Source organism: Kitasatospora sp. NPDC029367 (assembly GCF_055569135.1).
In genome coordinates, this window is sequence record NZ_JBVHYH010000034.1 from 51,712 (window position 1) to 75,864 (window position 24,153).

Sequence of the window (24,153 nt, forward strand, 5' to 3'; positions counted from 1 at the left end):
GGACGGGCCGGGGTCGGGTCGGGGCGCTGCTGCGCTTCGCCCCGGCCCCGGCCCGCTCCACGCCGGCCCCGGCCCGCCCCACCCCGACCCTGACCCTCCCCGCTCGGTCCCGCCCCGCTCGGTCCCGCCCCGCTCGGGCGGGCGCTTCGTGAATTCCCGTGGTCGCACGAGCCCCAGATGAAAACGGATATCATTATGGCGCGGGCAGTGGATCGTGCCGGTCGATTCCATTGCCAATCCGTATGGACATGACACACATTGGCATCGAAACGGGGAACGCGAATGCGCATGGACACAGCGGGAGTCGGGATGCCGGTGGACGCGAGCCTGGCCGGGGCCTGGCTGGAACGCTGGGAGCGCCAGCAGGAGCGGTACGCGGTGGGGCGCGAGGAGCGGTTCACCGTCATGGTCGACGTGGTGGAGCAGGTCGTCGGCCACCGCGCCCGGCCGCTGATCGCGGACCTCGGCAGCGGTCCCGGCTCGCTCTCCGCGCGGGTCGCCGAACGGCTGCCGCACGCCGAGGTCGTCGCCGTCGACATCGACCCGCTGCTGCTCGCGCTCGGCCGGGCCGGACACCCCCGGGTGACCCGCTGGGTGGAGACCCTGATCGGGCGCCCCGGCTGGATCGAGGACCTCGGGCTCGACCGTCCGCTGGACGCCGTGCTCTCCTCCACCGCGCTGCACTACCCGCCGCCGGAGGCGCTGCTCGGGATCTACCGTGACCTCGCGGGCGCGCTGCGGCCCGGCGCCGTCCTGGTCAACGGCGACCACCTGATCCCCGAGGAGCCCTCCCTCGCCGAGCTCGCGCTGGCGATCGGCCGGCGCCGCTCCCAGCGCCGGGGCGTCGGCGGCGCCGAGGACTGGTCGCAGTGGTGGGACGCCGCCCGCCGGATCCCGGAGTTCGCCGAACTGCTGGCGGCCCGCGAGCGGCAGCTGCCGCCCAGCGAGGGCGACGGCAACGGCCTGTCCGCCGCCCAGCACGCCGGACTGCTACGGCTGGCGGGCTTCCGCCAGGCCGGATCGGTCTGGCAGTACGGCGCCAGCTCCGTCCTGGTGGCGGTGCGCTGACGGGAGTTGACCGCGGACCCAACTTCCTGTTGTCACAAACGGATTGGGTGCGTTCGTATTGGCACAGTCTTTGCTATGGCGTGACAGAAATCGCTGTTGATTCAAACTGAAAACAGTTACCGTTTCCCTCGGTCGTCGACCGGCCGGGGCAGCCCGTCGGCGTGCCGTGTGCCCCTCACCCCGGACCACCGACGGGAAGCTGAACGCCATGCGGCCCTCACCGCTGTACCTGGAACCACGGCTGGAGCCACGGCTCCGATCCCTGCTGGACACCACCGACCTCCTGCACACCCTGGTCGACGCGCTCGGGTCACCGCTCAACCTGCTGCTGCCCGAACAGTTCGCCGACAACCTGGCCCGCTTCCGGTCCGTCTACCGCAAGCACCGCCTCACCGGGCGGATCTACTTCGCCCACAAGGCCAACCGCTCCAGCGCCCTGGTCCGTCGGCTCGCCGCCACCGACGCCGGGCCGGGCACCGGACCGGGCACCAGATCGGAGACCGGGCTCGACGCCGGGATCGACGCCGCCTCCCTCGGCGAGCTCCAGCACGCCCTCGGCGCCGGCTGCGCCCCCGGGCGGATCATGGCCACCGGCCCCAAGAACCGCGAGTTCCTCTGGCTGGCCGCCCGCACCGGCGCCACCGTCCACCTGGACTCGCTGGCCGAACTCGACGAGCTGGCCGACCTGGTGCGCAAGCACGCCCTCCCCCGGGTGCCCGTGATGCCCCGACTCTCCGGCTTCCGCTCGCCCGGCGTCACCGTCCTCACCCGGCCGAGCCGCTTCGGCGTCCCGGCCGACGAACTCGACGAACTGCTGGACGCCCTCGAACGCCACCGTGACACCGTCGAACTCACCGGTGTCGCCTACCATTTGGACACCACCGGCATCACCGAGAAGGCCGTCGCCCTGGAAGCCTGCATCCGGATCATGGACGACTGCCACCGCCGCGGCCTGCACCCCCGCACCATCGACATCGGCGGCGGCTTCGGCGTCAACTACCTGGCCGACGCCGCCCAGTGGGAGCGGTACACCACCGAACTGACCGACGCCGTCCTGGGCCGGCGGCCCCCGCTCACCTGGCAGGGGCACGGCTACGGGCTGCGCAACGAGTCCGGCACCCTGCGCGGCGCCCTGGGCCTGTACCCGGCGCACCGCCCGGTGGCCGCCGAGGCCTACCTGGACGAACTGCTCTCCCACCCGGCGCCCACCCTCGGCCGGCCGCTGGCCACCCTGCTGCTGGAGAACATGTACGACCTGGCCGTCGAACCCGGCCGGGCGCTGGTCGACCAGTGCGGGGCCACCCTCGCCCGCGTCCTGGAGGTGCGGCGGGGGCCGGACGGCCCGGACGGCCCCCGGCTGGTGCGGTTGGAGATGAACGCCCGGGACGCCGGGCTGGAGGACCACGGGGTGCTGATGGACCCGGTGCTGATCCCCCGCTCCGGCGGGCCCGCTCCGTCCGACGGCTCGGGAAGCCCGGTGGGCGTCCACCTGCTCGGCAACCTCTGCCTGGAGGCGGACCTGATCACCCGTCGGGTGGTCCACCTCCCCCGCCTCCCCGCCCCCGGCGACCTGCTCGCCTTCGCCAACACCGCGGGCTACCTGATGGACTTCAACGCCGGCGGGCCCATCCGGCAGCCCGTCGCCCGCAAGGTCGCCGCCTACCGGCAGGACGGCGCCTGGCACTGGCGCCTCGACGAGCAGTACTGGCCCCTCGACGCCACGGGGGCCGCGACACCCCAGGGGGACGGACGGGCATGAGGTACGACAGCATCACCGACGCGATCGGCGACACCCCGCTGGTCCGGATCGACCCGGCCGTGACCGGTCTGCGGAACATCGACCTGTACGCCAAGCTCGAACTGCTCAACCCCTTCGGCTCGGTCAAGGACCGCGCCGCCTGGAACATGACCCGCGAGGCGCTCCCCGCCGCCGTCGCCCGCGGCGACACCGTCGTGGAACTCTCCAGCGGCAACACCGCCAAGGCGCTCGCGCTGATCGCCGGCATGCACGGACTGCCGTTCAAGAGCGTCACCAACCGGATGAAGGTCCCCGAGATCAAGGACCTCCTGCTGCTGCTCGGCGCCGAGATCGAGGAGCTGCCCGGCCGCGCCGAGTGCCTCGACCCCACCGACACCGACGACCCGCTCACCCGCATCCACCGGATGCTCTCCACGGCCGGATCCGGCTACCTGCACACCGACCAGTACTTCAACCCGCTCAACCTCGACGCCCACCTCACCGGCACTGGGCCGGAGATCGTCCGCGACCTCGACGGCCGCGCCCCGGACGTCTTCATCGCCTGCGTCGGCACCGCCGGCTCCTCCACCGGCGTGGCGACCGTGCTGCGCGCCCACAACCCGGCGGTCGAGGTGCTCGGACTGGTCGCCCACAAGTCCGACTTCATCCCCGGCATCCGCACCATCGACGAGGTGCACGAGGTCGGCCTGTTCGACCCCGACACCTACGACAGCATCGCGTCGGTGACCGCCGAGCAGGCCATCGACGGGATGCTCACCCTGGTCCGCCGCTGCGGCCTGCTGGCCGGCCCGACCGGCGGCGGCGCCTACTACGGCGCGCTGCGCCACCTCCGCGCCCTGGACGCCGAGTTGGCGGACACCGAGGAGCGCCGGACGGCCGTGTTCATCGTCTGCGACCGGGTCGAGAGCTACCTCGGCTACGTCCGCGACCGCCGCCCCGAACTGTTCGAGCGGCCCGCCCGGCCGAACTCGGTGGGCACCCTGACCGAGGCCGAACTGGCCGCCGCCCGGGCCGTCGACGTGGACGCCGCCCGCAAGTGGATCGCCGAGGAGCACCCGTTGGTGATCGACCTGCGCGGCCCCTTCGCCTACGCCGCGCTGCACATCGAGGGCTCGGTCAACATCGTCGACGAGCTGTTCGACGAACTCCTGCACGGCGGCCTGCCGTTCGGCACCCGCCAGCCCGTCCTGCTGGCCTGTCCGGTCGGCGAGAAGTCGGTCCGGTACGCCGCGCTGCTCACCCGGATGGGGCACCAGGACGCCCGCAGTCTGGCGGGCGGCATCATCGACTGGCGCGACGCGGGCGCGCCGCTGGTCCGGGACTGAGCGGAGGCCGCGAATGAGCACTCTCGACGAACTGGAAGGCTGGCACCGGGAGTTGCGGGAGCAGTTCCCGATCATCACCGGCGCCCCCGAGCAGGCCTACCTGGACAGCGCGGCCACCGCCCAGAAGCCGCGGGCGGTGCTCGACGCCGTCCACCGCTACCTCACCACCGCCAACGCCAACGCCGGGCGCGGCACCTACACCTGGGCCAACGCCACCACCGCACTGGTCGAACGCACCCGCACCCGGGTCGCCGCCTTCCTCGGCGACCCGGCGCCCGGGCAGCCCTCCGGCGTGCACTTCGTCGGCGGCACCACCGAGGGCCTGCGCGCGGTGGCCCGGGACTGGCTCCCCCGGCACCTGCGGGACGGCGACGAGATCATCGTGCCGTTCGCCGACCACCAGGCCAACGCCCTGCCCTGGCTGGAGGCGCAGCAACTGCTCGCCGAACGCGGCGTGCGCGTCCGGGTCCGCGAACTCCCGTACGACCCGGCCTCGCACGACTACGACCACCGGGCGCTGCCCGGACTCGTCACCGAGCGGACGGCGTTCGTCGCCGCCACCCACGTCCACCACGTGTACGGCGCCGACATGAACGTCCACCGGATCCGGGCCGCCGTCGGCCCCGACGTACCGATCTGCCTGGACGCGGCGCAGAGCGTCGGCCACCTGCCCGTGGACGTCGGCCGGCTCGACGTCGACTTCGTGGTCTTCTCCGGCCACAAGGCGCTCGCCCTGCCCGGCACCGGCGCGATCTGGGCCCGCAACACCCGCGGTCCGGAGTTCCGCCCCGGCGGCTGGAGCGGCACCCCCAACACCTGTGGGATCGCCGGCCTGGAGGCCGCCCTGGACTGGCTCGACGCCGCCGGCACCGACCGCATCCAGCGCTGGACCACCGCCCTGGCCGGCCGCCTCACCGACGGCCTGCGCGGCTCCGACGCCTACCGGGTGCTCGGCTGCGAACGGAGCCTGGCCGCCGACTCCCCGGTGCAGCGCCGCGAGGCCATCGTCACCTTCCGGCACCGCGCGATCCCCTCCAACGACCTCGGCTTCGTCCTCGCCAGCCACGGCCTGATGGTCCGCGCCGACGGCCACTGCCAGGGCCGCGCCGGCGAGACCGACACCTCGGTCCGGGTCAGCCTGCACGCCTACAACTCCCCCGAGGAGATCGACCGGCTGCTGGCCGTCCTGCCCGACCTGTAGCCCGGGCCGTGGCAGGGGCGCTCAGCGGCGCCAGCGGTGGTAGGTGTTCCAGTCCCTGCTGATCCAGGTGCCGTCACCGAGCGGGATCACCTCGTCGACCTCGGGCATCGGGTACTCGACGCGGCCGTGCAGGGTGCCGGTGGCGGGGTCGGCGAGCCAGTGGCTGTGCTCGCGCCAGCGCTCCTCGCCGAAGACGTACACCGCAGCCTCGTCGTAGGTGTTGTGGAGCGTCACCATCGCCGTGTCGTCGTCCACGAACCCGCTCCAGGAGGAGATGGACGGGTCGTTGTGCACCGAGCAGTCGCCGGTGCCGGGGGCCGGGAAGTCGCTCAGCCGCAGCGAGGCGATGACCCGGTAGGAGGGCAGCTCGTGCCAGCTGACGTCCCGTCCCCTCCGGTCGACGCTCATGCAGCGGGTCTGCCGCGGGGACGCGCCCAGGTACTCGCGCTCGGCCGGGAGGTGGCCGGCCTCCGCGTCCTGCGGCATCCGCCCGCCCAGGACGACGGCGCCGGACTCCCAGCCCGCCCGGTAGCGGGTGTCAGCCTCGCCTCCGCCGGACACCTTCACCCCGGTGACCTCGCCGCACTCGTCCAGCAGCAGGCTGACGAACCGCTCGTAGCCGCCGCACCGGAGCACGCTCCGGGCCAGCACCGCCCCGTCGGTGTCCAGGGTGAGCAGCAGGGTGCTGTCGGGCAGACCGGAGGGCAGCCGCAGCCAGGTGCGGGGTTCCCGGCCGGGCCCGGCCGGCGTGAACGCGACGTACCCCCAGCGGTCCACCTCCCAGGTGCCGTACGGCTGCCGCCAGAGCGTTCGGCCGTCCCGGGCGACCGCGACGTACCCGCTCGGGGTGCCGAAGACGGCGAAGGAGAGGTCGGGGGCCGGCCAGGTCCGCGACCACAGCTCGGGGGACGGGGCCGGGAACTCGGCCGCGAGTTCGGCCTGTTCGCCGAGTTCGTAGAGGCGCAGCGCTTCGGCGCTGCGGACGTGCAGCCGGGGAACGGGGCCGCTGGGGTCGAGGAGGGTCCGGGTACCGGCCGGGTCCGGGATCGGGTAGCTGGCCACCAGCTCGGGTGTGATCGTCACACCGCCATCCTCTCGCGGCGGGCCCACGGCCGCTGGCGGGATCTTGACGACCTACGGCGTTCACGCCACTCGTGGGGATGGGCCCCGGGGCCGGAGGATGGAGCCAACGCCGACCGGGGAAGCCCGGAACGGCCCACCGAAACCCCACCCGACCAGCAGAGACCGAGGTCCTCCCATGTCCGCCAGCGCCGTCCTGAACGTCCCCGCCGCCACCCCGGCCGAGGCCGCCGCCCACTACGCCGCCCGGCTCGCCTTCGAGGCGGACGTCTCCGACGTCCACGCCGACCTGGCCTCCGGAGTGTCCGGCGTGGTGGTGGTCGACACCCGCAGCGAGGTCGCCTGGAACCAGGGCCACATCCCCGGCGCCGTGCACATCCCCACCGCGCGGATCGCCGAGCTCGCCCCGCAGTTGATCGACCCGGCCACCCAGACCGTGGTCACCTACTGCTGGGGCCCCGGCTGCAACGGCGCCACCCGGGCAGCCCTGGCCTTCGCCCGGCTCGGCTACCCCGTCAAGGAGATGCTCGGCGGCTTCGAGTACTGGGTCCGCGAGGGCTTCGCATACGACACCGCCACCGGCCCCGAGAGCCGCCCCGTCGACGACCTGACCGCCCCGCGCTCGGGCATCTCCTGCGCATGCTGAGCGCCACCGCACGGCCGGGCGGCACCATCCGCCCGGCCACCCCGGCCGACCTGCCCGCGCTCGCCCGGCTCTGCGCCGAGCACGCCGCCTACGAGCGCGCCGAGCCGGTGCCCGCGGACCTCGCCGCCCGGCTGGAGCCCGCACTGTTCGCCGCACGGCCGCGGGCGTGGTGCCTGGTGGTCGACCACGGCGGCGAGTTGACCGGCTACGCGAGCTACTCCAGGGAGTTCTCCACCTGGCAGGCCGCCGAGTACGTCCACCTGGACTGCCTGTTCGTCGCCGAGGCACACCGGGGCGGAGGGTGTGGCCGCGCCCTGCTCGACGCCGTCCGGAAGGCGGCGGCAGAACTGGGCGCAGCGCAGCTGCAGTGGCAGACGCCCGACTGGAACACCGACGCCATCCGCTTCTACCACCGGGCAGGCGCCGTGGGCCGCCCCAAGGTCAGGTTCTCCCTCGCGGCGGTCCTCGACGCCGGGGCCACCGGGGCGGGCCCCGGGCCGGCGGGGAGGCCGGGCCGGGGGCCGCTCAGGGGTGTGGCCGGGGGCGTCGGCCGGGGGTGTCAGCCGTCGTTCTCCGCGGAGGGGAGGTAGGCGCCGGGGACGTCGTTCGGGGCGTGGATCGTGTCCTCGCCCGGGTACGGGGTCCGCCAGTTGTGCGTCTGGTACCAGGTCAGGTGGTTCATCTGGGCCGGGTTGGCCCGGTCCGGCGCCGCGTTCGGGCCGGTCAGCTGCTGCTTGGACTTCCAGTCCTCCCACTGGGCCGCGACCTGCCGCTCGGCCGCCGGCGGGGCGGTGGTCACCGGCGCCGCCGCCGCGTTCGCGTCCGGGGCACCGGGCACGTCGAGGCCGCAGGACGGCGGGGTCTTGAGGCCGTCGGTCAGCGAGGTGCGGTTGGGCACCGCGTCGAACGGGGTGAGGTCCGGCTTGTCGGTGAACGCGGTGGTCATCGGGCTGGCCGCACTGTCCTTCTGGTTCATCGGGTGGATCCCGAGGATCTGCTCGATGGTGCGGACCATGGTGATCTGCGAGTAGTAGCGGCTGTCGACGGCGCCGTGCTGCGCCCAGGGGCTGATGATCTGGATCGGGGCGCGGTGGCCGTCGACGTGGTCGAGGCCGGCCTGGGAGTCGTCCTCGACCACGAAGATCGCGGTGTCCTTCCAGTACTCGCTGTGCGAGATCTCCTGGACGATCTTCCCGACCGCGAGGTCGTTGTCGGCGACCTGGGCGGCCGGTGCGGCCGGACCGCCGGTGTGGTCGCTGGACAGCCACAGCATGTTGAGGGCCGCCGGGCCGTTCTGCTCGAAGTCCTGCTTCCAGATCTGGTAGCGGTAGACGTCCGGGACGTCGGTGTCGAACTTCGGGAAGCCGGGCACCGACACGTCGTTGAGCGAGGGGATCGGCGAGGAGGAGTTGAGCGGGTAGGCGGTGTCGTCACCCGTCGCGTCCATGTTCTTCGCGTCGCAGTACAGGTTCTGCCAGGTCGCGCCGTCGGGCTTGGTGAGGAACTGGTGGAACTCGCCGAAGTCGCGCACGTCCTGGCCGGCCGCCTGGGCGCCGGTCCACAGGAAGCCCGTGCGCTGGTGGCCGAGGGCGTCGTCCTCGGTGTCGTAACTGCGCTCGTACTCCCCGGCCGAGGACTCGGTGTACTCCGGATTGTCCGCCTGCATCAGCCAGTTGTGGCCCTCGGCGGAGTTGGTGCCGATATCGTAGGTGTTGTCGTAGAGCCCGAACTGCTTGGCCAGCGCCTGCTGGTTGGGCGTGACGTTGGCCCCGAACTGGGCCAGCTTCGGGTCGCCGTTGCCCTTGCCGATGTCGCCGAAGACCTGGTCGTAGGTCCGGTTCTCCTTGACGATCAGGAAGACGTGCTTGATCGTCGACGGGTCGCCGATCCGGGCCGGCACGGCGACGGGCTTCGCCTTGTGCCCGTCCGCCGTCCGCACGGCGCCCTTGGTCCAGCCGTTCTGCCGGAAGACCTGGTCCGTCCGGGAGCGGATCTCCTGGTCGGATGGCAGGGTGAACTGCGTCAGGCTGGAGGTGGTGTCGTGGGTGTTGTGGGCGCCGGTGGAGTTGGGGCGGCGCGCGTCGATGCCGCGGGTGTTGGAGACGACCACCTTGGCGCCGACGGTGGTGATCTCCGCCGGGAAGTAGTCGGTGGGCAGCAGGCCGACGTAGCTCACCGGCTCCTGGGCGCTGGTGAAGCGGTAGACGGCCACCGCGTTGGCCCGGCCGAGGGTGACCAGCAGGCGCCCGTCGTCGGTGAGCGTGATCGCGGTGGGCTCGTAGCCCACCGAGGCCTCCGGCCAGGGTTTGGTGGAGATGCGCTGCACCACCTTGCCCCGCGCCGTGTCGATCACGGACACCTGGTCGGAGGAGGTGTCCGCGACGAAGACCGTCCCGCCCTTGGCGTACACGGCCGTCGGGTGCAGGCCGACCTCGATGGACCCGACGGCGGCGGAGCGGTTCGCCAGGTCGATCACACTGACGGTGCCCGTGGTGGTGGCCCCGGTGTCCGGGTCGGCCGGCACCTGGGTGCCGTAGGAGTTCAGCGTGTCGTCGTCGGCGGTGGCGGCCCGGCCGCCCTCGTTGCTGACGTACAGCTTCCGCCCGACCTGCACGATGCCGCGCGGTGCGTTGCCGGTCGTCCAGCTCTGCCCGAGCGCGCCGGTGGCCGCGTTGATCTCGACCACCCGGTTCTGGCCGTTGACGGCCGCGTAGACCGTCGAGCCGTCGGCCGAGAACACCGCGCCGGAGGCCAGCGCGTGCCTGCTGCCGTCGGCCGGGATGGCGATCCGCACCGGGTCGGCCAGCGAGCCGTCGGCCTGCACGGTGAACCTGGTGTAGCCGTCCAGCTGGCCGAGCCACAGCTGCTTGCCGTCCGGCGAGTAGACCGGTGCCTCCTGGCCGACCGAGCCGTCGGTCAGGTGCAGGTCGGCGGTCTTGGCCTTGCCGGCGCGCTGCTGCACCTTGCCGGTCCTGAGGTCGACCACGACCAGCGAGGCGTCGCCGTCGGCCAGCGAGGCGGCCAGGTGGGTGCCGTCCGGGCTGACCCGGGAGCCCATCAGCTTGCCGTTGTTGATGACCAGGCGGTCGCCGTACGGGGCGATGTACTGGTCGCTGGATATCACCTGGCCGTCGGCGGTGACCTGGCCGACCTGGTCGGTGCCGAACTGGTGGGTGGTCGCGAAAGCGGTGCCCGTGGCCACGGCCACCGCCGTGATGCACGCCGTGGCCAGGGTGGCCCGGCGGCCTGTCCGGCGTGCTACCCGGCGGCCGAGGAGCACGGGGTGCTCCCGCTGGACTCGTCGACGACGCGTTACCTGCATGGCGTCAGCCCTTCGTGTGAGTGCGCTGCGTTGATTCCGGTGTCTTCGCTGCGGGGTGCTGCGGGTGCTGCGGGGCGGTACGGGCGGGGCGGGGCGGTACGGGCGGGGCGCTCAGTCCGTCGAGGAGTCGAGCAGGTCGATCTGGCCGTCGAACTGCCACAGCGGGTTCGGCGCGTCCCCGGTGCCGGTGTGGACCAGGAAGTAGCCGTTGACCTCCTTCGGCCCGTCACCGTCGGCCATCACCCGGCCGTCCGAGGCGACGTCCAGCTGGTAGATCGCGGTGCCGGGGGCCGCGGTGCCGGGCAGGTGCCAGGTGACCACGCAGCGCCAGTCGTTGCCCGGGCCCTCCGGCTCGACCTGGCCGTCGCCCCGGTTGCAGTCCGCGGCCACCCGCAGGTCGGCCTCGGTGACGGCGGGGCGGTGCAGCTGCTCGGTCTGCAGCCGGTACAGGTGGGCGAACACGGTGGAGACCGTCCGCTGCACCTTCGCCCGGCTGATCCCCGAGCCGGTCGAGGGCGCGGCCACCGCGACCGCCCCGGTGGTCAGCGCTAGCAGCGCGGCCAGCGGCAGCACCCCGTGGGTGAGCGCGCGGCGCTTCTCGCCGTCCTCGCTGCCGTTGGTGAAGTCCCGCCGGACGAACAGCCGGTGGGCCGCGGCCGTCGCCACCACGGCCCAGACCAGGCTGACCGCGACCGCGATCAGCAGCTCCGGCAGCCGGTTCGGGTCGGCGAACAGCCCGTTCCAGGAGCCGAAGGCGTAGCCGGGCAGGGCCAGTCGCAGCGGCACCGGCAGCGGCAGCGTCTGGGCGAGCTGCATCGCGACCGCGGACAGGGCGGGGACGAGCAGGCCCATCGGGGAGCGGCCCAGCACGACCGAGCCGAGCAGGCCGAGCGAGGCCAGCGCCATCGTCGGCGCCAGCGCGGCGGTCCAGGCCAGCAGGACGCCCACGGCCGCGTCGGACGGTGCCAGCAGGTGCCCGTCGACGCCGACCAGCGGCCGGTCGCCGACCGCCGCGAGCCCGCCCACCGTGCTGGAGGCCACCAGTCCGGCCACCAGCAGGACGATCACGGTGGCGCTCGCCAGGGTCTTGGCGAGGAAGATCCGCTGCGGCGAACGGACCGCCACCAGCAGGTGCCGCCAGGTGCCGAGCCGGTCCTCGGCGGCGAACACGTCGCCCGCGACCACCGAGGTCAGCAGCGGCAGCGCCCAGGAGCCCGCGAAGCCCAGCAGCACCAGCGGGCCGGCCCAGCCCGTGGCGTGCATCCAGCGGCCGAACAGGGTGTCGGAGGGCAGCGTGCCCTGCTGGGCGACGGCGGCCACGAACAGCCCCGGCAGCGCCCAACAGGCCAGCACCAGCAGGCGGATCCGCCACTGCGAGACCAGCTTCACCAGCTCGAAGCGGTACACCCGGCCCACCGGCACCCGGCGCGCCCCGGACCCTGCGGCCGCACCGGCCGCCGCCCTCCCCGCCGTGACCGTGCTCATCGCCCGTCCTCCTGCTGCTCCTCGGTCAGGGCGAGGTACGCGGCCTCCAGCGGCGACACCACGGGCGCGACCTCGCGCACCCGTACGCCCTCCTGCACCAGCCCGTCCACCAGCCGCTCGACGGCCGGCCCGGTGGCGCGCACCACCAGCGCCTCCGTACCGCGCCAGGCCCCGGCCCCGTCCAGGACCACCACCCCGGCCGTCCCGACGGCCACCCTCCGGGCGGCGCGCAGGTCGGAGGTGAGCAGCCGGTGCTCCAGCGCGCGGGTCTCGGCGGCCAACTCGCCCAGCGGGCCGGAGAACCGGACCCGCCCGGTGGCGAGGATCGTCACCTCGGAGCAGAGCGACTCCAGGTCGTCCATCCGGTGGCTGGACAGCACGACGGTGACGCCGTCCTCGGCGAGCCGGCGCAGCGCCGCGTGGACGTGCTGCTTGCCCGCCGGGTCCAGGCCGTTGGAGGGCTCGTCGAGCACCAGCAGCCGCGGCCGGGTGAGCAGCGCGGCCGCCAGGCCGAGCCGTTGGCGCATGCCCAGGGAGAAGCCGCGCACCCGGTCGTCGGCCACGTCCCGCAGTCCGACCTCGAACAGCACCTCGTCGATCCGCCCGGCGCCGGTGGTCTCCCCGCGCAGGGCCGCCAGCGCGGCGAGGTTGCGCCGCGCGGTCAGCGAGGGGTAGAGGCCGGGGCCGTCGACGAACCCGGCCACGCCGTCGGGTGCCGCGAGCGCCCGGCCGACCGGTCTGCCCAGCACCTCCAGCTCGCCGCCGTCGGCGACGGCCAGCCCGAGCAGCAGCCCGAGCAGGGTGGTCTTCCCCGCTCCGTTCGGCCCGGCGAGCCCGTGGATCCGCCCGGGGAGCAGCTCAAGACCGACTCCGTCGAGCGCCACGACGTCACCGAAGCACTTCGTCAATCCCCTGGCCCGTACGGCAGGTTGCGTGTCTTCCATGGCTCCTTCTCGCAGTCCCCCAGGGAAGGTAGGGGGTTGGCGGGGCGGCGTCAGGAGCACGCGGTTGAACTCCGGGGGAACAGCGGGTCGGCTCCGTGGCGGGGTCGTCGGCCCTCGCCCTGGCGAGCATCGCGTCGCGCCGGGGCCTCACCGCCGAGGTCTCACCGCTGGAGCAGCCGGGGCCTCACCGCCGGGGCAGGCGGGGCACCGGCGCCCCGGCGGCGCGCAGTCTGGCCTCGGTCAGCGCCGTCAGCCGGGCCGAGTTCCGCAGCTCGCCCTCGCGGTGCCGGTCGATCAGCCGGTACTGGGTGGCGGCCCTGCTCCAGGCCTCCAGACCGGCCCGGTCCGCCAGCAGCGCGGGATTGGCGAGGTAGCGCTCGGCCATGGCGTCGGCGAGTTCCTCCAGCCGAGGATCGTCCGGTTCCCAGCCCTCGGCCTCCCAGGCCTGCCGGGCCAGGTCGACGAACCCGGGGTCGTCCAGCTGCCGTTCGAGCTGGGCGAGGAAGGCGTCGAAGCCGCCGGGCACCAGCACCCGGGCGAGCACCAGCGCCTCGCGCTGCCCGGCCACGTAGTCCGGGCCGAAGCCGAGTCCGGCCATCCGGTCCAGGACGGCGCAGGCGCGGTCGGGCAGCAGGGCCCGGTCGCCCTCGGCCAGTCGGTGCAGCGTGGCGCGGCGCTGCTCCAGTTCGGCGATCCGCTCGGCCAGGCGTCGTTCGACGTCGGCCAGCGCGGCGGCGAACTCCTCCGCCCCGGCGTCGAGCAGCGGCCCGATCTCGGCCAGCGGGACCCCGGCGGTGGCCAGCGTGCGGACCTGCACCAGGCGCAGCAGCTGGTCCGAGCCGTACCGCCGGTAGCCGGAGCCGTCCCGCGGCGGCTCCGCCACCAGCCCGTGCTCGTGGTAGTGCCGCACCGTCTTCACCGAGACGCCCAGGAAGGCCGCCGCCTGACCGATCGTGACTCCGCTCATCATCCGCCAAGCTTCTCCTGTGGTCGGCTCCGTCGGCGAGGCGCCCCCCCGGCCGGGCGCCCCCGGCCGGTGCCCCGCTCAGGGATCAGGGTCAGCCCGAGAACACCGCGGCGACCAGCCGCTGCTGGGCCTGTTGGAAGGCCGCCGCGACGGACATCTCCGGGTCGTCCACGTAGTTCAGACCGGCGGTCAGGATCCGGCGGCCGTCGGCGGAGCCGTACATCAGCGCCGCCGAGCCGATGGTGGCGCCGTTGTGGTGGTAGATCGTGCCGCCGGCCGGGCCGAGGTCCTGGGCGAACAGCCCGAGGCCGTAGCCGACCCGCTCCTCCGGGGTGCGCATCTCGGCCAGCAGCCCGGCGGGCAGCAGTCGCCCGCTCATCAGGGCGGCGAAGTAGGTGTGGAGGTCCTGGGTGGTCGAGATCATGTCGCCGCCCGCCGCGACCCAGCTGGGGTCGTGCCGGGTGACGTCGAGCGTCCGCTCCTGTCCGCCGTCCCGGTAGCGGTAGTAGCCGTGGTGGTGCGGCTCGGGGAGCTCGGGCGAGCTGCCCGGCGCCACGGTGCCGGTCAGCCCCAGCGGGGCCAGGACCAGCCGCCGCAGCTCCTCGGCGAACGTCCGGCCGGTGGCCCGCTCGATCACCAGTCGGGCCAGCACGTAGTTGGTGTTGGAGTAGCTCCAGCTCTCCCCCGGCGCGAACCGCGGCGCCCGGGACAGCGCCAGCCGGACCAGCTCCTCGGGGCGGTAGCTGTGGAAGCGCAGGTCCACCCACTCCTTGCCCCGCCAGGGGACGCCGGGCTCGACCGTGCCGTCCGCCAGCAGCTCGCCGGTGTGGCTGAACACGCCGCTGGTGTGCTGGAGCAGCATCCGTACGGTGATCCGGTGGTCCAGCCCGAACTCGGGCAGGTAGTGGTCGGCGGGGGTGTCCAGGCCGATCCGGCCCTCGGCGACCAGCAGCAGCACCGTGGTGGCGACGAAGCTCTTGGTGCTGCTGCCGATCCGGAAGTGCCCGTCGGTCAGCGGCGCGGCGGCGCTGCCCAGTTCGCGGGCTCCGGCGCTGCCGGCCCAGCTGCCCCGTTCGTCGCTCACCCGCAGCTGGACGCCGAGGAAGCCGGAGCCGGCCAGCTCCTCGATCGCCCGCCGCAGCTCCGGTCGGTCCTGGCCCTGGCCGGAGTCGGCGGATCGGTCGGCGTGGTGGGACTGGACGGTGGTCATGGGTGCTCCCCGGTGTTCGTCGTGCCCGGACCGTTGTCCGGCTGCTGCGACGAATCTCCACCCTGCCCCAGGGGCGGCCTCAAGCGTGATCCGGCTCACAGCGGTGCTGCGCGCCGCGCCGCCGACTCAGCCGGCGACTCAGCCGGCGACTCAGCCGGCGACCTCCACCGTCACGTCGTAACTGCGCTGGTTCGGTGTGCAGTTGAGGGCCTCACCACAGACGGTGCGGAAGGCGGTCAGGTGGGCCGTCCCCGCCGTGCGGGCGGTGAAGGAGGTGGTGACGGTGCCGCAGCCGCCGCCGGGGCGGCAGGAGGGGGACGGCGCGGTGGTCGGGGAACCGGTCGGGGCGAGCACCGCGGGGGCGGAGCTGGTGGCGCCGGACCAGTACGTCCCCTGGAGCTCGACCGAGACGGTGGCCCCGACGGACACCTTCACCGTGGTGTGGTTGGCCTTCTCGTCGGCGGTCACGGTCACGGCGGCCGGTGTGGTCACGGCCGTGACCGTCGGTGCCGGGGCGGAGGCCGCCGTGGAGGGGCCGGTGGAGCCGCAGCCCGTCAGGGCCAGCAGGGCGGCGGCGCAGCCGAGGACGAGGACGGCGGATCTGTTGAGCTTCACGGGGGTTCCTTCGGGACGGGGTTGGCAGCGGTACCGGTTGGACGCACGGGACGCCGGATCGGATCCCCCCCCGAATACGGAAATACCGCACCGGGGCGGGCGCGAGGCCCACCCCGGTGCGTCGAGCCGAGGCGATCGTCAGGAGACGGTCACGTCGTCGTAGTAGGTGTAGGTCGGGTCACCCGGGTAGTTGTCGTCGTGGTTGCTCAGGGTGAGCGTGTACGAGTGGCCCGGGGTGACGGTGGCCGTCTTGTTGGTCCAGCTGCCGGTGGTGGTGCAGGTCTTGGCGAGGACCGTGGTGGTCGTGCCGGTGGTGTTGTCCTTCAACGTGGCGGTGGCCCAGTCGTAGGTCACCGTGTCGTCGCAGGTGTTGCTGTACCAGAAGGACAGCTTGCTGGAGCCGGTCGGCGCGGTGAAGGTCTGGGTGACGGAGGAGTCCCCGGTCGGGTTGGTGGAGCCGACCATCGCGCCGTAGCTGCCGCTGTGCGCCGCGCCCGTGGTGGCGGAGGTGGAGCCGGCGGCGGTCCAGCCGCTCAGGCTGCCGGTCTCGAAGCCGCCGTTGGTGATGGCGTTGCCGCCGCCGGAGCCGCCGGACTCGGTCCAGCTGAACGTGGTGCTGCCCGCGGCGCCGGTGGTGTCGGTCGCGGTGACCGTCACGCTGGAGGTGCCGGCGGTGGTCGGGGTGCCGGAGATCAGGCCGGTCGAGGAGTTGATCGACAGGCCGGCGGGCAGGCCGGTGGCCGAGTAGGTCAGGGTCTGACCGGAGGCGGAGTCGCTCGCGCTGATCTGCAGGCTGGCCGCGGTGCCGACGGTGCCGGACTGGTTGCCCGGGTTGGTGACGGTGACCGTGTTGGTGTTGCCGTGGTTCAGGATGGCGTGCGTGATGGCGCAGGAGTTGGTGTCGTTCGACCAGCTGGCCTGCTCGGCGAAGGTGCCGTAGGAGCCGAAGGAGACGTTGGCGGCGCCGCCGGTGGAGCCGGGCTGGATCCAGGCGCACTCGTCCGAGTTCTCCTGGCCGTTGTACGAGCTGCCGGAGACGTGGTTGGTCCAGCCGCCGGCCGGGTTCTGGTCGGACATCATCTCGTGCCACTCGTGGCCGAGGGTCATCGTGAAGCCGTCCAGCGTGCCGGGCGAGTTGACGAAGCCGACGCCGCAGCTGGCGCCCTGGTCGATGTTGTACGGCTGGTTGGAGAAGGCGATGTCGCCGTAGGGCGAGCTGGCCGCACCGCCGGTGAGGGTGGTGTCACCGTTCCAGTCGTGCCAGGCGCAGTACCCGGTGGTGGGGTTCTGGTAGTCGTCCGGGTTGGTGCCGTGCGGCGACAGGATGATGTAGTACGCGTCACGGTTGGAGGCGGCCGTGGTGTTGCCGAAGTGGCCGGCGGCCTTGACGGACTCCTGCGCCAGCTGGTTGCCGGTGGCCGAGGCGGGCGAGGGGGCCGCGTTGTCGTACCAGACACCGGAGAGCACGCCGCCGCTCTGGTACGGGATGAAGTTGGCGTTCGACGGGCAGCTGACCGCACCGGTGGCGACGTTGGGGCCGTCGCACCACTGGGTCAGGTCGGCCGACCAGGTCTCGCCGTTGGTGCCGATGCCCTTGAACATCTGCTGGGTGGCACCTGCCGCGCCGGCCGAGTCGCCGGAGAACTTGGCGTTGCCGTTGGCGTCGGTGGTCTGGGTGCCCCACTGGCTGCCGTAGAAGACCAGGTAGACCTTGGAGTGACCGCTCTGCACGCCGATGCCGTCGACGCCGCCGCCGTAGGAGAGCGTCTGCTGGCCGGTGGCCGCGGCCTGGGCGTGGGCGGCCATCCACTCCTTGTACTTCTTCTGCTGCTGCTTGCCCATCACCGCGCCGTGGCGGTACGGGTGGCCGTTCTGGGGGCTCCAGGGGTTGAACTCGTTGTTGACGCTGCCCGAGGAGCTGGAGATGTCCTGGGCGGCGGCCGGTCCGGCCGCGCCGGCGAGACCGGCGGCGGCGAGCGCTATGGACGCCAGGCCGGTGAGCGCCGCGTTCTTCGCGCGCCGCATTCTGGGGGAGTGACCCATGGGGTGAGGGTGCCTCTCTGCTTGCCGATCGCCCATTGCGGCTGGGGGCCGCGAACGATCCCTTTGTGGGGAAGGAGCAACAGGCGGAATCCACCGGGCGCCGAATCCGGTTCTATCTTCCGGACAGCCGGAATTGACGGTCTCTCGGTGGGGCCAGCTGCTTGGGCATGAAGGAAAGCAGAGTTGATGAACGGTGGTCAACGGCTGCGGGTAAGGAAACATTAAGAACGGTGTTCGGGCAGGTGAAGGGCCTGTCGGGACGTCAATTCGAGGCCTACGGCATTCACTGAATATCGCTCGGAAGACTGTTTCGACATTCGGTGAAACGTCGCCGTTTCAACATTGCAGCTTTTCCGGAACCAGCAGTCACGACCATCGTCACGACCACCGTCTCGACCACCCCTCAGGACCGCCCCTCATGCCCCCTGTCACAACCGTCCGCCGGCGCTGTCCGCGGACAACCGCTGGGCCAGGTACACCGGGATGACCGAGAGCAGCACCAGCACCGCCGCCACCACGTTCACCACCGGGGCCTGGTTGGGGCGCGCCAGGTTGGCGTAGATCCAGACCGGCAGGGTCTGGACGGCCGGGCCGGCCGTGAAGGTGGTCACCACGATCTCGTCGAAGGACAGCGCGAAGGCCAGCAGGCCGCCCGCGAGCAGGGCCGACCGCACGGCCGGGAAGGTGACGTACCGGAAGGTCTGGAAGGTGTGGGCGCCGAGGTCCGCCGAGGCCTCCTCGGCGGAGGGGGCCAGCCGGCGCAGCCGGGCGAGGACGTTGTTGAACACCACCACCACGCAGAAGGTGGCGTGGCCGATCACCACGGTGAGCAGGCCGAAGCCGATGCCGGCCGGGCCCAGCACGGTGCGGAAGGCGGCGTTGAGCGCGATGCCGGTGACGATGCCGGGCAACGCGATCGGCAGGATCACCAGGAAGGACACCGCCTGGCGGCCGAAGAACCGGTACCGCTGGACGGCGAAGGCCGTCATGGTGCCCAGCACCAGCGCCACCAGGGTGGCCCCCGCCCCGGCCTGGAGCGAGGAGACCAGGGCGCTGCGGGCGCCCTCGGACTGCCAGGCCCGGACCCACCACTCGGTGGTGAGCCCGGTCGGCGGCCAGGCGAAGGAGCGGTCCCGGTTCAGCGAGTTGACCAGCACCAGCAGCAGCGGCAGGTAGACGACGGCGAGGCCGAGGAAGGTGGCCGCGCGCAGCGCGATCCGGGTGCGGCGGGAGAGGATCACGGGGGTACGCCTCCGAGGGGGGTGTCCTACAGCGAGTCCAGGGCGCCGGTGCGGCGCACGGCGAGCAGGTAGCCGACGATCAGCACCACCGGGACGCAGGACAGCGCGGCGGCCAGCGGCAGGTTGAGCGTCACGTTGTCGGCGATCGCGGTGCCCAGCACCTGGGTCTTGCCGCCGACGATCCGTACGGTGATGTAGTCGCCCAGGCTGAGCGAGAAGGTGAACACCGACCCGGCGAACACCGAGGGCAGGACCAGCGGGAGGACGACCGAGCGGAAGGTCCGCCAGGCGGAGGCGCCCAGGTCGGCGGAGGCGTCGAGCAGGTTGCCGGGCAGGTTCTCCAGCCCGGCGAAGACCGGCAGGATCATGTACGGCAGCCACAGGTAGGCGAGGACCAGGATCACCGCCGTGGTGCCGTACCCCGGGCTGGACAGCCCGAACGGGGCGCCGAGCCGGTCCAGCACGCCGCCCTGGCTGAGGATGACCCGCCAGGCGTAGGCCTTCACCAGGTAGCTGGCCCACAGCGGCGTCAGGACGGCCACCACCAGCAGCTTGCGGGTGCGTGGCCGGGCGATCCGGGCCATGTAGAAGGCCATCGGGAAGGCCACCACGGCGTCGATCACGGTGACGGCGGCGGCGATGCCGAGCGTGCGCAGGGCGACCGTCCGGTAGACCGGTTCGGTGAGGACGGTGTGGAAGTTGGCGGTGTTCCAGACTCGGACGAGGTCGTAGGTGAAGTCGTCGACCGCCCAGAAGGCCGACAGCAGCAGGACGGCCAGCGAGCCCAGGTAGGCGAGCAGCAGCCAGGCCATCGGGGCGGACAGCAGCAGTGCCAGCCGCAGCCCGGCGTGCCGGTGCACCACGGCGGCGGCCCGCCGCACGGCGCCCCGCCGCGGCTGCCGTACCGGGGCGGTCGCGGCGGCCGCTTCGGTCGTGTCGGTCGTGCCGGTCGCGGTCATCAGCCCTTGATCTCGGTCCAGGCGGACGTCCAGGCGGCGTAGTCGGTGCAGGCCACCGTGCGGCCGTCCAGGCAGCTCCTGACCGGGGTGGTCCAGTAGTACACGTCCTTCCAGTAGGCCTCGTCGGCGGCGTGGAAGGTGGCGCAGAAGCCCTTGTCGGTGGTGAGGTCACAGGCCTTGGAGTTGGCCGGCGCCTCGCCGAACCACTGGGCGACCTGGGCGTTGGCGGTCGGCGAGACGATCCAGTTCATCCACTGGTAGGCGCAGTTGGGGTGGGCGGCCTTGGCGGACACCATCCAGGTGTCGGACCAGCCGGTGGCGCCCTCCTTCGGCAGCACGGCCTTGACCGGCGCCTTGTCGGCCTGGGCCAGGTTGGCGATCACCTGCCAGCTGGTGCCGACCACGGTGTCCCCGGTCTTGAAGGAGTTCTCCGACTTCTGGAAGTCGGACCAGTACTCGCCGATCGCCTTGTGCTGGGTCTTCAACAGGTCGGCGGCCGCCTTGAGCTGGGCCGCGTCCAGGGCGTACGGGTTGGTGATGCCGAGCTCCGGCCTGGTCTTCATCAGGTAGAGCGCGGCGTCGGCGATGTAGATCGGGGAGTCGTAGGCGGTGACGTGGCCGGCGTAGGGCGCGGCGCCGTCGAAGACCACGCTCCAGGAGTCGGGGGCCGGGGTGACCTTGTCGGTGCGGTACATCAGCAGGTTGGCGCCGCGGCCGTGCGGGATGCCGTACATCTGGCCGTTGACCGAGTTCCAGGGCTGGTTCTTGAGGCCGTCGAAGACGTCCGCGTAGTTCTGCACCAGGGCGGTGTTGACGGGGGCGACGTCGCCGGCCGCGATCAGCCGCAGGGTCGCGTCGCCGGAGGCCGAGACGGCGTCGTACTGGCCGGTCTTCATCAGCGAGACCATCTCGTCGGAGGTCCCGGCGATCTTCGTGTTGACCTTGCAGCCGGTCTGCTGCTCGAAGGGGTGGACCCAGTCGACGCTCTTGTCGTCCGAGCCGTCCTCGGCGTAGCCGGCCCAGGCGACCAGGTTCACCTGGCCCTCCCCGGCGCCCAGGGACTGGAGCATCGGCAGCTTGGGCGGGTTCAGCCCGTGCGAGCCGTTCGCGGTGCCCGTGCCGCCGCTGCTGCCGCACCCTGCGGCGAGCAGGACGGCGGCGGTGGCGGCGGCCGCGGCGCGGGCGATCAGGGGGATGCGCATGGCGGGGTGTTCCGATCTTCGGTGAGGGGGGTGGGGGTGGGTCAGGAGCCGACCCGGACGGTGTGCTTGCGCTGCCAGGCCAGGACGACCTCGGTGCCTCGGTGGCGCAGCACGTCGGCGGAGCCCTCGTCGACGTTCTGCCGGACGGCGGTCAGCCGCCCGCCCGCCTCCAGGTCCACCAGGAACCGGGTATGGCCGCCCGCGTAGACGACCTCGGCGACCCGCCCGGTGGCGGACAGCTCGTCCGGCCCGGCCGGGTCGTCCGGGTGCGCTATCCGGATCTTCTCCGGGCGGACGCTGAACAGTCCGGCCTGGCCCACCACCTGCTCGGCGGCCGGGCCGTCCAGCAGGTTGGAGGTGCCGACGAAGCCGGCCACGAAGGCGGTGGCCGGGTGCTCGTACACCTCGGCGGGCGGGCCGACCTGCTCGATCCGGCCCGCGTTGAACACCGCGACGCGGTCGCTCATCGTCAGGGCCTCGTCCTGGTCGTGGGTGACGAACACGAAGGTGATCCCGACCTCGCGCTGGATCCGCTTGAGCTCGGCCTGCATCTCGTGCCGCAGTTTCAGGTCGAGCGCACCGAGCGGCTCGTCCAGCAGCAGCACCTTCGGCCGGTTCACCAACGCCCTTGCCAGCGCGACGCGTTGGCGCTGACCGCCGGAGAGCTGGGCCGGGCGGCGGCGCTCGAAGCCCGCCAGCCGGACCATGGCGAGCGCCGCCCGCACCCGCTCGGCCCGTTCGGACTTCGGCACCCGGCGGACCATCAGGCCGTAGCCGACGTTCTGTTCGATCGTCATGTGCGGGAACAGCGCGTAATCCTGGAACACCGTGTTGACGTCCCGGTCGAACGGCGGCAGGCCGGTGACGTCGGCGCCGCCCAGCAGGACCCGTCCGGCGCTCGGGGCCTCGAAGCCCGCGATCATGCGCAGCACGGTGGTCTTCCCGGAGCCGGAGGGCCCGAGCATCGCGAAGAACTCGCCCTCGCCGATGTCCAGGTCGACGCCGTCGACGGCGCGGACCTGGCCGTCGAAGGTCTTGGCCAGCCCTTCGAGCCGGACCGCGCCGGGGGCCGGCTCCGGCCGGGGTGGACGGTCGTGGCTGCTCAACTCCGGTGGCCCTTCTGGCTGGTACGACAAGCGGACGGTACGGGCGGGGTCGCCCCGCCGGTCCGCACGGTTCGCGCGGTTCGCACGGAACCCTAGGAAGGGATCACCCCGCCAGGCTATGGACACCCGCACGGTCTTCCGTCGGCGAGTTGTGCGGCGCTACAGTCCGGCACATGCCGGTGACGCTGCGCGATCTGCTTCGGGAAGAGGGCCTCGGCCTGCGACTGTGCACCGGCACGGCCGGGCTCGACCGGGTCGTGCGCTGGGTCGCGGTGACCGAACTCGCCGACCCGACGCAGTGGTTGACGGGCGGCGAGCTGCTCCTCACCACCGGCCTGCGGCAGCGCGGCGCCGCCGCGCAGACCGCCTTCGTCCAGCGGGTGTCGGCCGCCGGCGCCTCGGGGATCGGCTTCGGCACCGGGCTGAGCCACCCCGCCGTCCCACGGGCCACCGTCGCCGAGGCCGAGCGGCAGGGCCTGGCGGTGCTGGAGGTCCCGTACGAGACGCCGTTCATCGCGGTGAACCGGCTGGTCGCCGAGCGGATCACGGCCGAGGACCACAGCGCGCAGCGGCGGCTGGTCGACCAGCACGACCTGCTGGTCCAGGCGCTGCTCGGCGGCGAGGGCCTGACCGCGCTGCTGCGGGTGCTGCGCCGGGCCTGCGGCTCGGAGGTCGCCGTGCTGGACCGGCACGGGGTGGTGCTGGCCGCCGCTCCGGAGCGGCCGGAGGCGCTGCTCGCGGAGCTGCGGGCGGCGGGGCGGCCCGGTGCTCCGGCGGCGGGGCACCCGGGCAACGGGCACCCGGGCGCCGGGCACCCAAGCGCGGAGGGGCCCGGCGGCGCCGGGCCGCTGCGGCTGCCGGTGCAGGCCGACGGGGTGGTCGCGGCCTTCCTCTGCCTGCGCTCGGCGGGCCCGGCGGCGGACGTCCTCCCGTACGCCGTCCGGCTGGTCGGACTGGAGCTGGCCCGCCGTCAGGCCCACCTGGCCGGGCGGCGGGAGCTGGTCGGCCAGGTCGTCGAGGACATCGTGCGGGACGTGATCGCACCGGCCGCCGCCGAGCGCCGGCTCGCCGCCTTCGGGCTCGACCCCCAGGCCGCCCACCGGGTGGTGCTGGGCCGACTGGCGCCGGAGGGCCCCGGGCCCGGGCCCGGGGCGGAGGCGGACCGGCGGCTCGCCCGGCTGCCCTGGCTGCCGACCGAGCACCCCGACTCCCCCGAGCCGGTGCTCACCGCCGTCGTCAACCGGTACCTGGTGGCGGTGCTCCCCCGCTCCGCGCCGGTCGACGACCTCGCCCGGCGCTTCGGCACCGCGCTCGCCGGCCTGGACGCCCGCGCCGCGGTCGGCATCGGCGGCTGCTACCGGGGCGTCGACGGGCTGCGCTGGAGCTGGTTCGAGGCCCAGGCCGCCCTCGCCAAGGGCCCCGGGGTGCACGGCGGCGACCCGCTCAACCTGCCCCGGCTGCTGCTGTCCAGCCCCGACCTGCCGTTGAAGCAGCTCGCCGCCGAGGTGCTGCGCCCGCTCACCCGCTTCGACGAGGCCAACCGCGCCGACCTGGTCACCACCCTGCACGCCTACCTGGCGGCGGACTGCTCGGTGCAGGCGGTCGCCGACCGGCTGTACGTCCACCGCAACACCGTCCGCTACCGGCTGGACCGGATCGAGCGGCTCACCGGCCGCTCCCTGGCGTCCATGCAGGACCGCTTCCAGCTCTGGCTGGCACTGCTCGCCGCCTACCCCGAACGGCAACCGGCCGTGCAGCCGCAGGACTGACGGTTTGCGAACCGGAGGCGTCCATGCCCTTCTTATCGACCGCACCATCAACGGCGAGACTTGACATCTGCCGGGACAGGACGAACCTGCGTGCGTCGGCGCGCGCCGAGGCCCCCCGGGGCCATTCTGTCTTCTCCTCGTCAGGCTGGCCCCCGTTGGTGGGTTCCGTTCTCCTTCGGCACTTCCAGGCCTTGTCGTCGTTGTTTCCTCT

General features: G+C 73.0%; 19 protein-coding genes. 7 read left to right on the forward strand and 12 right to left on the reverse strand.

Going from position 1 to position 24,153, the window contains the following annotated elements; all coding sequences use genetic code 11:
- The first annotated feature begins 288 nt into the window (after nt 1-288).
- The 4 genes from ACZ4W5_RS19850 to ACZ4W5_RS19865 all read left to right on the forward strand — a co-directional run bounded on the left by ACZ4W5_RS19850 (nt 289) and on the right by ACZ4W5_RS19865 (nt 5,353).
- Complete coding sequence (locus ACZ4W5_RS19850; protein WP_360236893.1) at nt 289-1,068, forward strand: class I SAM-dependent methyltransferase; 780 nt, start codon at nt 289-291, stop codon at nt 1,066-1,068.
- Between the two features lie 208 nt (nt 1,069-1,276).
- Nucleotides 1,277-2,827, forward strand: coding sequence for a Y4yA family PLP-dependent enzyme (locus ACZ4W5_RS19855; protein WP_465655852.1), 1,551 nt, complete (start codon nt 1,277-1,279; stop codon nt 2,825-2,827).
- On the forward strand, nt 2,824-4,152 hold the full coding sequence (locus ACZ4W5_RS19860) for a pyridoxal-phosphate dependent enzyme (RefSeq protein ID WP_465655854.1): 1,329 nt from the start codon (nt 2,824-2,826) through the stop codon (nt 4,150-4,152). Before ACZ4W5_RS19855 ends, ACZ4W5_RS19860 begins: the two co-directional genes overlap by 4 nt.
- A gap of 13 nt (nt 4,153-4,165) precedes the next feature.
- Nucleotides 4,166-5,353: an aminotransferase class V-fold PLP-dependent enzyme gene (locus tag ACZ4W5_RS19865; protein ID WP_465655856.1), complete on the forward strand. Its 1,188-nt coding sequence runs from the start codon at nt 4,166-4,168 to the stop codon at nt 5,351-5,353.
- Nucleotides 5,354-5,374: 21 nt separating this feature from the next.
- On the opposite strand, the gene ACZ4W5_RS19870 is transcribed toward ACZ4W5_RS19865, so the two are convergent.
- The gene (locus tag ACZ4W5_RS19870) at nt 5,375-6,436 is read right to left on the reverse strand and encodes a hypothetical protein (protein WP_465655858.1); all 1,062 of its coding nucleotides are present in this window, start codon (nt 6,434-6,436) and stop codon (nt 5,375-5,377) included.
- A 175-nt stretch (nt 6,437-6,611) separates the two neighbouring features.
- Between ACZ4W5_RS19870 and ACZ4W5_RS19875 the strand changes: the two genes are divergently transcribed.
- Nucleotides 6,612-7,079 carry a rhodanese-like domain-containing protein gene (locus ACZ4W5_RS19875; RefSeq protein WP_465655859.1) on the forward strand — a complete coding sequence of 156 codons (468 nt, stop codon included), beginning with the start codon at nt 6,612-6,614 and terminating at the stop codon, nt 7,077-7,079.
- Nucleotides 7,073-7,669 carry a GNAT family N-acetyltransferase gene (locus ACZ4W5_RS19880; protein ID WP_465655861.1) on the forward strand — a complete coding sequence of 199 codons (597 nt, stop codon included), beginning with the start codon at nt 7,073-7,075 and terminating at the stop codon, nt 7,667-7,669. Before ACZ4W5_RS19875 ends, ACZ4W5_RS19880 begins: the two co-directional genes overlap by 7 nt.
- Here ACZ4W5_RS19880 and ACZ4W5_RS19885 read toward each other — a convergent pair.
- The 11 genes from ACZ4W5_RS19885 to ACZ4W5_RS19935 all read right to left on the reverse strand — a co-directional run bounded on the left by ACZ4W5_RS19885 (nt 7,639) and on the right by ACZ4W5_RS19935 (nt 22,173).
- Nucleotides 7,639-10,401, reverse strand: coding sequence for an alkaline phosphatase family protein (locus ACZ4W5_RS19885; RefSeq protein ID WP_465655862.1), 2,763 nt, complete (start codon nt 10,399-10,401; stop codon nt 7,639-7,641). The genes ACZ4W5_RS19880 and ACZ4W5_RS19885 overlap by 31 nt on opposite strands.
- Before the next feature lie 111 nt (nt 10,402-10,512).
- Nucleotides 10,513-11,886, reverse strand: coding sequence for an ABC transporter permease (locus tag ACZ4W5_RS19890; RefSeq protein WP_465655864.1), 1,374 nt, complete (start codon nt 11,884-11,886; stop codon nt 10,513-10,515).
- Nucleotides 11,883-12,830, reverse strand: a complete 948-nt coding sequence (locus ACZ4W5_RS19895) for an ABC transporter ATP-binding protein (RefSeq protein ID WP_465655866.1) — start codon at nt 12,828-12,830, stop codon at nt 11,883-11,885. The genes ACZ4W5_RS19890 and ACZ4W5_RS19895 overlap by 4 nt, the downstream gene beginning before the upstream one ends.
- 184 nt (nt 12,831-13,014) lie before the next feature.
- Entirely contained in the window at nt 13,015-13,800 is a 786-nt protein-coding gene (locus ACZ4W5_RS19900) for a MerR family transcriptional regulator (RefSeq protein WP_465655868.1), read from the reverse strand.
- 88 nt (nt 13,801-13,888) lie between these two features.
- Complete coding sequence (locus ACZ4W5_RS19905; protein WP_465655869.1) at nt 13,889-15,007, reverse strand: serine hydrolase domain-containing protein; 1,119 nt, start codon at nt 15,005-15,007, stop codon at nt 13,889-13,891.
- 150 nt (nt 15,008-15,157) lie between these two features.
- A complete protein-coding gene (locus tag ACZ4W5_RS19910) occupies nt 15,158-15,622 on the reverse strand; it encodes a hypothetical protein (RefSeq protein WP_465655871.1) in 465 nt (154 codons plus the stop codon).
- A gap of 138 nt (nt 15,623-15,760) precedes the next feature.
- Complete coding sequence (locus ACZ4W5_RS19915) at nt 15,761-17,665, reverse strand: putative Ig domain-containing protein (protein WP_402487835.1); 1,905 nt, start codon at nt 17,663-17,665, stop codon at nt 15,761-15,763.
- A gap of 428 nt (nt 17,666-18,093) precedes the next feature.
- Nucleotides 18,094-18,906, reverse strand: a complete 813-nt coding sequence (locus ACZ4W5_RS19920) for an ABC transporter permease (RefSeq protein ID WP_465655873.1) — start codon at nt 18,904-18,906, stop codon at nt 18,094-18,096.
- A gap of 26 nt (nt 18,907-18,932) precedes the next feature.
- On the reverse strand, nt 18,933-19,865 hold the full coding sequence (locus ACZ4W5_RS19925) for an ABC transporter permease (RefSeq protein ID WP_465655875.1): 933 nt from the start codon (nt 19,863-19,865) through the stop codon (nt 18,933-18,935).
- Entirely contained in the window at nt 19,865-21,067 is a 1,203-nt protein-coding gene (locus ACZ4W5_RS19930) for an ABC transporter substrate-binding protein (protein ID WP_465655877.1), read from the reverse strand. The genes ACZ4W5_RS19925 and ACZ4W5_RS19930 overlap by 1 nt, the downstream gene beginning before the upstream one ends.
- 41 nt (nt 21,068-21,108) lie before the next feature.
- Nucleotides 21,109-22,173 carry an ABC transporter ATP-binding protein gene (locus ACZ4W5_RS19935; protein ID WP_465655879.1) on the reverse strand — a complete coding sequence of 355 codons (1,065 nt, stop codon included), beginning with the start codon at nt 22,171-22,173 and terminating at the stop codon, nt 21,109-21,111.
- A 173-nt stretch (nt 22,174-22,346) separates the two neighbouring features.
- Between ACZ4W5_RS19935 and ACZ4W5_RS19940 the strand changes: the two genes are divergently transcribed.
- Nucleotides 22,347-23,942, forward strand: a complete 1,596-nt coding sequence (locus ACZ4W5_RS19940) for a PucR family transcriptional regulator (RefSeq protein ID WP_465655881.1) — start codon at nt 22,347-22,349, stop codon at nt 23,940-23,942.
- Nucleotides 23,943-24,153 lie beyond the last annotated feature (211 nt).